This window comes from Caballeronia sp. LjRoot31 (assembly GCF_964253885.1).
Lineage (GTDB): Bacteria > Pseudomonadota > Gammaproteobacteria > Burkholderiales > Burkholderiaceae > Caballeronia.
Genome location: NZ_CAXURX020000001.1, coordinates 1,785,868 through 1,798,599, shown reverse-complemented (window position 1 = coordinate 1,798,599; position 12,732 = coordinate 1,785,868). Strand labels below are relative to the sequence as shown.

The window sequence follows — 12,732 nt, the reverse complement described above, 5'->3', positions numbered from 1 at the left end:
CGTGGGAAAAATTAACACCCTGTGCGGCGCACGCATCATTGCGCGAGAAAGTGTCTGAATTAGTTAGTTAAGCGAGCAGATACTGATCTGTCAAAGTCACATCCTTCAACCAATTAATTCCGAGATAGTCATGAATTTAAAGACGTATATGCATATGTCTCGATGCCTCGCGGGCGATGAAATCCCGTGCGCAGTTCGGCGTTTTTATAAAAACCGCCAAGGTGGCAAGACATCGTCACAGCGAAACTGGCACGTCGCCTTTCCATAGGCGCACGACCAGATATCCAGCCACGCCTGGCGGACCTGGACGGCGACAAACATGTTGGCCGGCGGTGAGATAGATATCGAAGGCGTCGTAGCCGACAGAGACGATCGCTCAACGACGATGTTGAGTTAGCCGGGTTCGAAGATGGCTGATCGAATATAAAGCGATCAGAGACATGTCGGAAACCCGCATTGCTGGGCAACAGGTTCGCCTCTGCGCGTGCGAACGAAAACATTCCTTGTGGGAGCCGCAGCCAGGTCCAGCATCAATATGCGCAGCGTGAGAAGCATTGATCACGAGGCCATATTCCCGTCGCGGTAACCTCGTCGACACCCGCGTCCCGAGCCGCCTGGCCGCACTTATGTCGTCACAGCCTCCCGCACGGCTGACGACTTCCACCCAAGATGGGGTGCTATACGAGTAGCGAAATCTTCCAGAATCTGATGATAGTTCTCGAACGGTAGATCGTAGGGCAACTCAAGACGCAGCTCCCGCACTCCCGCCACTACGGGATCCGCGAGCAGGCGCTCAACGATCTCGTCCGCGGTCCCCACGAGATCAGGAATGAACAATATGCGCCGCTCGCCAAACGGGGCCAGCGTACGTGCGTGGCGTCCTTCCGCGAAGGACTGATAGCGTTGCCGTGTCTGGACGTCGGCGCCATCTACGGGAACGATGACACGCCCCAGCGCGACACGCGGCGTACGCACTTCGTTCCAGTTAGAGTGGAACAGATCAAGTTGTTGCAATTGGGCTTCACGGTAATCGTCGGTCCCCTCGCCCGTAGTAATGTTGCCGATCAACAGATTGAAGCCGTTACGTCCTGCCCATTCGATCGATCGCCGTGAGCCACCGCCATACCACAGCCGGTCAGTCAGCCCCCGCGCGTACGGCGATACGCGCGGTCGAACCCGCCCGGCCGCCGATTCGACAAAGGTGTCCTCGTCTCCGAGCCAGTCCCCTGACAAATTCCGGCGCAAGCGCGCCACCCGCTCATGTGAGAAATCGATCAGGTCGGGATCCGTGTCGAACAGCCGCTCACCCAACAAGGCGCCGTGGTTCGGCGCACCCGCGCTGAGCCCGACATTGAGTCGCCCCTTCGACAGCACGTCCACGGTTGCCAGGTCCTCCGCCAGCCTGAATGGATTCTCATATCCCATCTGGATGACCGCCGAACCCAGCCCGATTCGCGTGGTACGCTGACTTGCTGCGGCAAGAAAGGTCGCGGCGGATGACACGGCACGCTCGAGATGACGTTGACGCACCCAGGCGCTGTCATAGCCGAGTGCCTCACCCACGCCAAACAGTTCGAGCGTTCGCTCGAATCCCGCCTCCGGGCTTTCATCCGGATAATTCCCAGGTGTCAGAAATGCAATATGGTCAATGCGTGCCGCGCACATGTCGAACCTTTGTCTTGACGCGTATTAGTTTATTGGATAAGTCACCTTTTCCCACTTGATCAGGAATCCTTATATCCTGGCGGATTAGTGTCCGAGCGCTCGATTGCTTCGGTTTCGAGGCCCCACCGGGCGAGCGCCGCCCTATATTGACCTCCGGCGATCAACCCATTAGTCGCCTCGGTCAGCGCCTGCGCGAGTCCGGAGCCCTTGCGCGATGCAATCGCCACGTCGGCCCGTAGTGGCCAACCCGCATTCACGGTGCCCACCAGGCGAATTTTTCCTTGCGTCGCCGCCGCGTAGGCGAGTGGCGCGTGGGGATTGAAAGTTGCATCGGCGCGATTGGACAACAGCGCGAGCGATGCCGAGTCCAAATCATCAAAATACTGGAGGGTCGCAGCCTTGAGTCCCTGGGCTACGTTCTGGTTATTCCATTCGAGCAGGATGCGCTCCTGGATTGTTCCAGAACCCGTAATGATACGGAGCCCCGCGATATCCTTTGGGATGCGTATCGACTGGATCGAGCTGGCCACGGGTACATAGAACGCGTGTAAGCCGAGCCGATAGGTCGAAAAATCGAATTTCTCCTTGCGCTGCTCGGTCACGCCCACGTTCGAGATCACTGCGTCGTATTTGCCGGAGGTGAGGCCCAGCGGCCAATCCGCCCATGCGACAGGCACGAATTCCAGCTTCAGGCCCAAAGTATCGGCCACTAGCAGCGCATAATCCGGATCCGAACCCACAATGGTGCGTGCGTCCGTCGCATAGGTTGCGAGCGGTGCTGCAAATGGCGCGACGGCAACCGTCAGCACGCCCGCCTCGACAGGACGGTAGCCATTGCTCAACAGCCGGACAGCTGACGGATTCTTTGGAGCCCGCAACCGTCCACGCTGTTCCGGGCTGAAGTCGAACGACCGGGTTCCGGCCAAGGCGCGCCCGGCCGGCCAGATTATTGTAGCGGCGGCAAATACCGTTACATTGGTTAGGAATACTCTTCGCTTTGTCATCGTCGGGATATTCTGGTATCAATAGTTGCAAGGTGCTAAAAGTGCTACAGCACCTTTGAGAGGAATTCACGGGTGCGGGGATGAGCGGGGTCGCCAAGCACGCTGGCCGGCGATCCGGATTCCACGATACGTCCGGCGTCCATGAATACGATCGTGTCGGCGACCTCGCGCGCGAACCCGATCTCGTGCGTGACGATGATCAGCGTCGTGCCGGAGCGCGCAAGCTGACGAATGACGTCCAGCACCTCGTTGACGAGCTCCGGATCGAGTGCCGATGTCGGCTCGTCAAAAAGCAGGACCTTCGGCTTGAGCGCAAGTGCGCGAGCAATCGCCACGCGTTGCTGCTGGCCTCCGGATAACTGGCGCGGCCACGCGTCAGCCTTGCCCGTGAGTCCCACGCGCGCGAGCAACGTGCGCGCTTCCCCCTCAGCCTGAGCGCGCGGCACCCCAGCCGCCAACGGCGCTTCGATAACGTTGTCAAGCACAGTCAGGTGCGGGAACAGGTTGAAGCTCTGGAACACCATCCCGACGTCAGCGCGACGCCGCTCCAGGATGTCCTTTTCCTTGAGCTCGTAAAGCGTGCGCCCGTCCTTGCGATACCCAACCAGTTCGCCATCGATGTCGATAAAGCCGTCGTCAACGCGTTCAAGGTGGTTGATCGAGCGCAGCAGGGTCGACTTGCCTGAGCCCGATTGACCGAGGATCACAGTGACGCTTCCCGAAGGAAACGCCAGCGAGACGTCGTCGAGCACCTTGAGGGTGCCGAAGCTCTTCGATACGTTATGGATGCCCACCTTGCCGCCGACCCGCAGCTGCGCCCAGCCGGCCGCGCCCGAGTCAGCCACCGTGCGATGTTGCCCTTCCGGCTGTTTAGCAGCACTTTCCCTGCGCGCAGCGCGCGCGCGGCGCCACCCTCCGAGCAGCGCGGTCAGCGGCGAGCGCACGACCGGCGCGCGTGTCGCGCCACGCGCGAAGTACCGTTCGATATGAACCTGGATCGCCGATAGCACGGTCAGGATGACCAGATACCAGACGGTTGCGACCATCAACAGCGGGATGACTTCCAGATTGCGGTGATAGATGATCTGCACCGTGTAGAACAAGTCTGGCATCGCGAGAATGTAGACGACCGATGTGCCTTTCGCTAGGCCAATCACGTCGTTGAACGCGGTCGGCAGGATCGCACGCATCGCTTGCGGCATCACGATGCGCCGCACTTGACGGCCGCCCGGCAAGCCAAGTGCGGCGGCCGCTTCACGTTGCCCGTGATCGACGGACAGGATCCCTCCGCGAATTGCCTCCGCCGAGAATGCCGCGGCGTTCAGCGTGAGCCCGAGCACTGCCGCAAAGAATGGACTGATCAGGTTCGTCGTCGATTCATTCAGTAGTGCAATGTGCGTGAACGGCACGCCGATCCAGATCGTCTCGTACAGATAGCCGAGGTTGTTCAGCAAGAGCAGCAGGACAATCGGCGGGATCGAGCGGAACAACCAAATGAACGCCCACGAGCAGCCAGCCAGCAACGGTGAACGAGATACCCGCGCCAAGGCAAGCGGGATCGCAAGCGTAAAACCAAAGAGCGCGCTGAGCGCCGTGAGCACGAGCGTCCGGCCGAGGCCCGAGAGTACCGGCCCCGCGAGAAACCACTGCGCAAAGACACCCCAGCCCCAGCGCGGATTACCCAATACCGAATTCAGTACGACACCAATCAGCACGATCGCTAGCACCGTTCCGGCCGTGCGTGCATGATGCCGTGCCGGGACAATCCGATAGTGCGCGTAGTCGCGACCTGCCGCGTCTTCGTTCGGGTGGCCCGAGTGGACGACCTGGCCGGCAAGCTGCTGGGTGGCATCGCTCATAATCCCCTCCTCCTGGGTGGTAAGCCATTCGTCATGCCGTTTCCGCGTTCGCATAGCGGCTCTCGCGGCGCGGCAAGCCGAGGTGATCGCGCAGCGTTGTCCCGGTCAGCGTGCGGCTGTAGCGGCCACGTGCCTCTAGCGCGGGAATCACGTACTGGACGAAATCGGCGAATCCTTCAGCCTGCACCGGGAACCCGAGGATGAAACCGTCAGCGGCGCCGGCATCGAACCAGCGGATCAGTTCGTCGGCGATCTGCTCGCCCGTACCGATGAACTGCGACTTCGGTGTCGCCACTTCCAGCGCAACCTCGCGCAGGGTGGCGCCCGTGCGCTTGGCGTCGGCCTTGATGCGATCGGTTGCTGAACGGAAGCTGTTCGTGCCAAGCTCGCCGAGATCCGGGAACGGCTCGTCGAGCGCGTATTGCGTAAAGTCATGGTGCTCGAAGAAGCGCCCCAGATAAGCAAGCGCGTCATCGATGGTCAGCAAATCGCGGATGGCGCGATACTTCGCTTCGGCTTCTTCTGCCGTCGTGCCGACGATCGGGCCGATACCCGGAAAGATCTTCACATCGGTGGCCGCGCGCCCGTGCTCGACCGCGCTTTGACGTACCTTCTCCGAAAATTCCCGCGTCTCTTCAAGCGATGGCGAGGGCGTGAATACCGCGTCCGCATACTTGCCGGCGAGCGCAATTCCCGACTCGGACGCGCCCGCCTGGAAGATCACGGGCTGGCCTTGCGGCGAACGCTGGATATTGATTGGCCCGGCGACCTGGAAAAACTTGCCTTTGTGATCGAGCGTATGCAGCTTGTCGCGATCGAAGAAACGCCCGCTCTCGCGCTCGCGCACAAATGCGTCGTCGTCCCAGCTGTCCCATAGTCCCTGCACCACTTGCAGATATTCGTCGGCAATCTCGTAGCGCAGTTCGTGATCAGGATGCTCACCGCCATAGTTCTTCGCGGAACCTTCAAGCGGCGACGTCACGACGTTCCAACCCGCACGGCCGCCGCTGATGAGGTCGAGCGACGCGAACTGGCGCGCCACCGTAAACGGATGGCTGTACGAAGTCGAAAGCGTGCCCGCAAGACCGATCTTCGAGGTCGCGGTAGCGAGCGCCGACAGGATCGAGATAGGCTCAAAGCGGTTCAGGAAGTGGGGAATCGACTTCTCGTTGATATACAGCCCATCGGCCACGAACGCGAACGCAACGCCGTTAGCCTCGGCCTTCTGCGTGATACCGGTGACGAAATCGAGATTGACGCTCGCATCCGCAGGGCCGGCGGGATGCTTCCATGAATTCATGTGGCCGCCTGCGCCGTGCAGCATGATGCCGAAAGTGAGGTTTCGCTGAGTCATGTTTTGATCCGTTAAACGGGAATGGGGGGCAAAAAAATCAGACGCGGGCGGTCTGCCGCGCACCGGCCAGCGCTTCGACTGAAGCCAGGCGCAGCGCGTAATCCGCAACCGGGCTGTCGATCACGAATTCCTCAATACCGAAGCGTTCATGCAATGCGTCGAGTTCCTGGCGCACATCGTCCGCGGTGCCGGTAATGAGGTGGGGATGCAGCTCGTTGATCTTGTAGTCGGTCACGCCGACCTGCCGGGCGAACTCCGCGCCGGCCTCCGGACTGGGGAGGTTGACGCTCTGCCCGGTTGCAAGCTGCAGCTTGAAAATCCGCAGCGGTCCGACATGACGCGCGGCCTCAGCCTTCGACTCCGCTGCAAAGGCGTAAAGCGCAAGCAACGGCGTGCGACCGGTCGCGTTGCGATAGGTGTCGATCGAACGCTGGAGGTTGACCTCATCGCGATTGAAATGACCGGCGTAACAGAATTGCCAGTCGTACTCTGCTGCGAGCGCGGCGCTCTCGGGGCTGGCGCCCAGCAGGATGCCCTGCGGGGCCTCGGGCGGCGCAGGAAACGCAACTGCTCCAGCAAGCGGATGATCTTCATCAACACCCGACTTCAGAAACGCGTCGAGTTCCGCGAGCTGCCCCCGGAAGTCGGGTTTCTTTTCCTTGTCGTGAAACCATTGCAACGCGCGAGTCGTCAAGGGCAGGCCGCCCGGCGCCTTGCCAACGCCAAGATCTACGCGACCCGGCGCGAGCGATGCCAGCACCCGGAACGACTCCGCAACCTTGAAAGGGCTGTAATGCTGAAGCATCACGCCACCGGAACCAACGCGGATACGCGAGGTATGTGCGAGCAGATGCGACACGACAATCTCCGGCGCCGAGCTAGCGAGCCCCGGCGCTCCATGATGCTCGGCAATCCAGTAACGCTTGTAATTCAACGCCTCGGCACGCTGCGCAAGCTGGACGGTAAAGCGCAGCGCGTCATAGGCGCTTGTTCCGTCGGCGATCGGACTCTTGTCGAGAATCGAAAGTGAATACGACATATCAGGCCCTTCCAGCGCACCCGCGGGTGCATCGGGAAAAAGTTTTAGGGAATTTTCTGAACAACACCCGTATCCCATTATGGCTATCGGGGTAGAGAATCGTTCGAGCAAATCTTGCTATGCATATAAAGAAAACGTCAGAACTGGTAACGGGCGCGCAGATAGTAGAAGCCACCGTTCTCGCCGATCGTCGATGCAAATGCGTCGTACTGGGCACCCTCGAGCTGAGCCTCGAAGGGCAGCTTGCTCGGGTACGCGTTGAACAGGTTGTTCGCCCCCAGCGCGATCTGGAACTTCTTCGTCACATCGTAGCGAACCTCGAGATCGGTTATATATCTGGCTGCATTCTTGAATTGGAGGAACTGGGTGGTCGAGAATGCATCTGCCCCAACGATGTAGGTTTCCTGACTGGTCGTGGAACCAAAACGTGTCTCGTGCAAAGTCACAGCCCACTTGTCTCGATGCCACGTCCCACCAATGATGATCTTGTTCTTTGGCGTTGATGTGCTCAGCCAGGCGACCTGCTGCGCGTTAAGTTCGGGCTGTCCGTTCGGTCCGTTCGCTACATGCGTGACCGAGGTGTTGTTGATGTTGACACCCAGGTCCCAGTCCACCTGCCCATACGCGCCGAAGCCTGTATGGTAGGTACTTGTCAGGTCGATCCCGCGGGTACGCGTGCTCGCGCCGTTCGTGAAGTAGCTCGCCGATACCGCTGACGCGGGGACCGAGCCTGGCACTGACAGGCCCGCAGCCTCCATTGCTGCGATCGCAGCATCGCCCGACGCCGTGCCGCCTTCGACGATCCGGTTACGGATGTCGATCTGATAAGCGTCCAGCGTCACGTGAAGATCCTTCGCCGGCGTTAGCACAAGGCCGACGTTATAGTTGGTCGACTTTTCCGATTGGAGCGGCTGGGCGCCGATCAGCTTGGCCGCCGCTGAATTTGCAGCGAGAAGCCCACTGACCGATGCCGGCGACTCATTCACGTTGCTGTAGTATTCCTCGGCCAGCGACGGGGCACGGAATCCGGTGCTGACGCTGCCACGCACAGCAATAGCCGGCGTGAAATCGTAGCGTGTCGAGAACTTTCCGTTCGTCGTACTGCCTACGTCACTGTAATGCTCGAAGCGTCCGGCCAGATCAACAGTCCATTTTGGTGCCAGATGTGTCGATAGATCGATATACGTGCCGACCACGTTGCGCGAGTTGTCACTCGCGCTGACCGGAGCAAGACCCGGCAGCGCCTGCGCACCGCCATCGATATAGGAGGCGTAATCGCCCGCTCCCACAGAATAGGTCTCGCGACGCTGCTCAACACCCCACGAGACGTTCACCGGCGCCGGGAGTAGCGGCAGTTGGAATGCCCGCGAGAAATCGAGGTTGTTCGTCAGTTGCGTGTTGCTGACCGTAGACAGATGGAAGCTTGACGGCGTATATCCTTGCGACGCGTATAACCCCGTATTCGCCGAGTTTTCCAATCCGACGACGTCATGATCGCCGCCGTAGGTCGTACTCAAATCCCACGACCATCCGAACAGATTCTGACCTTTGATACCCGTAGTAACGGAAAAGTCGTTTTCGCTAATCGTCTCCCTCGGCACAAACCCGCCCGGATAGACCGTCGGCAGTACTGAAGGCGGGCGATAGTTCTGGTAGGCCTGCGCATCGCGATGCGCATACGTTCCGAAGCCATACAACTCGACGTCGTCACCGAGGTAATACCCAGCGTTGTAACCGACTGATTCGCGCGTGCTGGCGGGATCGCCCTCGATCGGGTTGTAATAACCGTGCCCCGGCTTGAAGGTGCCGAAATAATCGTCAGGCCCGGTACGTATCGTATGGTTCTGGCGATCATATTCTGCGCTCAGGTCTAGAAACCCCTTACCACCCAGATCGAGGCCGACACTCGCGGAATTGCTGGTCTTGAAGCCATCGCCGGCATAGGTCTGGCCGTTCGTCGACTGCAGTTCACCCCCGTGTGAATTTTTCTTCAGGATGATGTTGATGACGCCCGCGATGGCATCCGAGCCGTACTGCGCCGCGGCTCCATCGCGTAGGACTTCAATGTGATCGATCAGTCCCACCGGAATCATGTCGATATCGACACCGGTCGAACCCTGATTCAATCCGCCGTCGAGCGCAATATTTGCCGTGGTATGGCGACGCTTACCGTTCACGAGCACGAGTACGTGATCCGGACTCAGGCCGTGGAGCGTCAACGCGTCGGTGAGCACTGCGGCGTCGCCCGCATAGCTCTCGCGCGAGATCGACGGCGACAATTGGACCAGCGCATCGCGCAAATTGCTCTGCCCGGTAGAGCGTAACTGCGAGCCGCTGATTACATCGATCGGGGTCAGACTCTGGCTTGCCTTTGTATCGGTGCGCGTGCCCGTCACGACCACCGTGTCCTGCCGCACCGTGTCCCCAGAGCCAGACTGCGTCGCGGCAGATGCCGGTGGCGTCGTTTGATTGACCGCAGGCGCCTCTGCGGCCGGCGACGTTTGCCCCTGTGCAGCCGCGTCCTGCGCCCACGCCGCGCCGTTGCACGTGATTGCCAGCACGGCAACCGATAGCATTTTCTTGCGAACCCCATTGACCGGCTGTTCGGCCCGATTCTTCCTGTTTGCCCCGCGCATCGACTATCCCGTTGGTTACGAGTGGATACCATGCTGCAGCACACCGGCTGATTTAAGCCATGCGCCAAGGTATTTTTAGTGATACTAATGAAATAGAACTGAGCATCATCGAAGCAGCGACCGCTGCCTCGATGCCTTAGCTCTTGGGTAATCCCGGAGGATTCGTCTTGGCCGTATCGATCGCTTCGGAACCCAGATTCCAGCGGTCGAGTACCTGAGTGTATTGTCCGCTGTGAATGAGATCGTTCAGCAGCAGCGTGAGTGGCGCAGCAAGTCCGCTACCCTTGCGTGTGGTGATCGCGACGTCGGCCTGAATCGGCCAGCCCCCGCTTATCGTGCCGACTGCGCGTATCCCGCCTTTCTGCGCAGCTTCATACGCGAGTCCCGAATTGACGCTCAGGATCGCATCCGCGCGTCCCGAGCGAAGTGCCACATCCCGTACGGCAAGATCGTCGTAATACTGAACCTGCACCGCCTTCAGCCCATGCGCGACGTTTTCCTTGTCCCATTCGAGCAGAATCTTTTCCTGGTTCGTTCCTGAATCGGTAATGATCCGCAGACCGGCGACATCCTTCGGCTCACGGATCGCCTTGATCGGGCTTGAATTGGTCACGTAGAACCCGAGCACGTCGCGTCGATAGGTCGAGAAATCAAATTTCTGCTTGCGTTCTTCTGTCACAGTCACGTTGGACAACACTGCGTCGACCTTGCCCGACTGTAGGGCAAGCGGCCAGTCTTCCCATGCGAGCACCACGATTTTCAGCTTGCGCCCCAAACCGTCGGCCACCAGTTGCGCGAGGTCTGGGTCGAAGCCGACAACCGTCTCGTTATCGGTTGCGTATACACCGAGCGGCGGCCACGCCACTGCCATGCCGATAACCAGTTCACCCTTCTCGGCGAACGGAAACGCAGCGGGAACGGCCTTGATTGCTGCGGCGTCTGGCGTGGCTCGGACACGGTCGTGCTGATCCGGACTCAGATTGAATGTGCTTACGGTCGTGGCTGAGGTTGCAGCCATTGCTGTGCTGGCTAAACCCACCGCCAGTGCGACGAACGTTGTGGCCACTGCCGACAGAATATTCCGGCCTTGCTTCATGACTTGATATGTCCCGTTGATATAGTTGGTATAGGCGGTTTAAGCGATGCGTTTCACGCACTACTTCGGAAGGCCGAGCGGCTCGGACTGAACCAGGTCGTGCAACGAATCGACGCGGCCGGGTTCCAGCAAATCCTTGCCAAACGGAAGACGAAAATGGATCTCCGGCGCGATCGAACGATCGAACAGAGGTTCATAACCCGTATTGAGATAAAGTCCAGTTGCTTCCGGCTGCCTGAAGCCCGTGGTCAAGTAGACGCGGCGATATCCCTGGCGCAACGCACGCACCTCGAGTTCGTGCACGACGAGACGGGCCAGTCCCTGACGACGCTGGCTGGCATGCGTCCAGATCCGCTTGAGCTCCGCAGTGGTTGCGTCATAGCGCTTGAACGCACCGCCGCCGACCGTCTCCCCGTCACGCACGATCACAATGAATGCCCCATCGGGCGGCGCGAACGACTCGGCCGGGTAACGCATCATTTCCTCACTTGCCGATGCTGAGCTGTCGGGCCGAAACTCGCGATAACGGCTCGCGTATTCGACCTGCAGCGCATCCAAGAGGGGTCGCGCAATTGGATCCAGCAATGTGGTATCAATAATCGTGTAGGTCATGGCCGATAAGGGAATCGATTGCCCCTGTTTATCTCGTTGTTGAATCTCTATTCCGTCCGGCCCGTACTCCGCCGAACTGAAAATACGATAACAGGCAGCCGATGGGGAACGAACCAAACATTTAACGAATCGTTATTCAAAGAAAACCGTATATATAATTCACGTCATTAATCACTCTGCAGACACGCGGTTTCCGTCGCTGACGAAACATTCGAATTTAAAGGATAGTCATCACGAATTTATTTCATATTTCTTTCAAATATAAAACAGATATAAATAATGACACCGGCAGCTAAATTCTGCCTTATGGTTAAATATTTGAATCTAAAGAACATCTCGATCGCTGATTTATTTTCTTATTCTTTCATATATGTAATTAATATTACAATCAATGACGCGACGGCGCAGTTTCCCCGTCGATGCGACATGTGCATTTCCACGGTATCAGCAGAAAACTTTATTTGGCACTACTTTCCGACTGCCTCGGCGAGATGAAACAGACAATCGCCACGCTCCACCGCGGCCGGCACGCGTTTGCAGACAACTTCGCCCGTTCCCGCAAAGAAAGTAGTGACCGGTTCACGTAGCGGCGTGTCGGGGAAATGAATGCGCGCCGCTGGCTGGCCCGCGACCACCTGGTCGCCTAGATCAACGAGCGGCTCGTATACGCCGCGATCATAGGCATACACGTAATGGCGCGAGCCGGAGACCGTGAAGAAGCGCGTCTGCGCGGGGGGGCCGTCCGGTACGAGCGGGCCGCTCAGCAGTCCGATGAAACCAAGCAGATTCAGCAGCCCGTGTCGCGCATCGCGCAGCAGGCTCGCCTGCACGGTACCGCCGCCGCCGAGTTCGGTGAGGATCGAGATAGCGCCCTGCCGACGCGCTGCGGTCGCTGCATGAACCGGATTCGGCCGATGCAGAAACGCACGCGGTAACCCGAAGGCCGCGAGCAATACTTTGAGGCGTTCCTCCTCCTCGTGGTCTCGCGGCTCGATGGCGAGCATATTGGCGCCGTCATAGAGAAGCGAACTGCCGCCCGAATGCAGGTCGATCAGATATTGTGCGCGGGTGAGCAACGTATGCTCGATATAGTCTGCGATCGCGGCCGTCGGCGGGCCTTGTGAATCGCCGGGAAAACTGCGGTTCAGGTTGCCACCGTCTAGTGGCGAAGTCCTCAGGCCCGCAGCCGCGGCAGGAAAATTCGCCATCGGCAGGAAGATCAGTTGCCCGCGTACCCACTGCGGCTCAATTTCGCGGATCAGGCTGGAGACGAGCACCTGTCCTTCGTATTCATCGCCGTGATTGCCTCCCATCAGCAGCACGACGGGACCGTCGCCATTGCGGATCGATGCGATCGGAATCGGAATCCAGCCATACGCGGAACGATGAACGGAATAAGGCAGGCGCAGATAGCCGACGTGACGACCGTCGGCATCCAAGTCAATTTCGTTGTGGATGGAGCTCATC

9 protein-coding genes are annotated in these 12,732 nt (G+C 59.2%); all 9 read right to left on the bottom strand.

The annotated features are described in order from the left end of the window. Positions 1–624: 624 nt before the first annotated feature. Positions 625–1,665, bottom strand: a complete 1,041-nt coding sequence (locus tag ACSQ8V_RS07945; protein ID WP_436205387.1) for an LLM class flavin-dependent oxidoreductase — start codon at positions 1,663–1,665, stop codon at positions 625–627. A 59-nt stretch (positions 1,666–1,724) separates the two neighbouring features. Further along, the gene (locus tag ACSQ8V_RS07940) at positions 1,725–2,669 is read right to left on the bottom strand and encodes an ABC transporter substrate-binding protein (protein ID WP_436181506.1); all 945 of its coding nucleotides are present in this window, start codon (positions 2,667–2,669) and stop codon (positions 1,725–1,727) included. 44 nt (positions 2,670–2,713) lie between these two features. After that, positions 2,714–4,528 carry an amino acid ABC transporter permease/ATP-binding protein gene (locus ACSQ8V_RS07935; RefSeq protein ID WP_436205386.1) on the bottom strand — a complete coding sequence of 605 codons (1,815 nt, stop codon included), beginning with the start codon at positions 4,526–4,528 and terminating at the stop codon, positions 2,714–2,716. A 31-nt stretch (positions 4,529–4,559) separates the two neighbouring features. After that, complete coding sequence (locus tag ACSQ8V_RS07930; RefSeq protein WP_436181504.1) at positions 4,560–5,882, bottom strand: LLM class flavin-dependent oxidoreductase; 1,323 nt, start codon at positions 5,880–5,882, stop codon at positions 4,560–4,562. Positions 5,883–5,919: 37 nt separating this feature from the next. Beyond that, on the bottom strand, positions 5,920–6,921 hold the full coding sequence (locus ACSQ8V_RS07925) for an LLM class flavin-dependent oxidoreductase (protein ID WP_436181503.1): 1,002 nt from the start codon (positions 6,919–6,921) through the stop codon (positions 5,920–5,922). Positions 6,922–7,058: 137 nt separating this feature from the next. Further along, the gene (locus tag ACSQ8V_RS07920; RefSeq protein ID WP_436205385.1) at positions 7,059–9,557 is read right to left on the bottom strand and encodes a TonB-dependent receptor plug domain-containing protein; all 2,499 of its coding nucleotides are present in this window, start codon (positions 9,555–9,557) and stop codon (positions 7,059–7,061) included. Between the two features lie 136 nt (positions 9,558–9,693). Beyond that, positions 9,694–10,653, bottom strand: coding sequence for an ABC transporter substrate-binding protein (locus ACSQ8V_RS07915; protein ID WP_436181501.1), 960 nt, complete (start codon positions 10,651–10,653; stop codon positions 9,694–9,696). A gap of 60 nt (positions 10,654–10,713) precedes the next feature. After that, positions 10,714–11,265, bottom strand: coding sequence for a GNAT family N-acetyltransferase (locus tag ACSQ8V_RS07910; RefSeq protein WP_436181500.1), 552 nt, complete (start codon positions 11,263–11,265; stop codon positions 10,714–10,716). A gap of 467 nt (positions 11,266–11,732) precedes the next feature. Beyond that, entirely contained in the window at positions 11,733–12,731 is a 999-nt protein-coding gene (locus ACSQ8V_RS07905; protein WP_436205384.1) for a succinylglutamate desuccinylase/aspartoacylase family protein, read from the bottom strand. Between the last annotated feature and the right edge of the window lies 1 nt (position 12,732).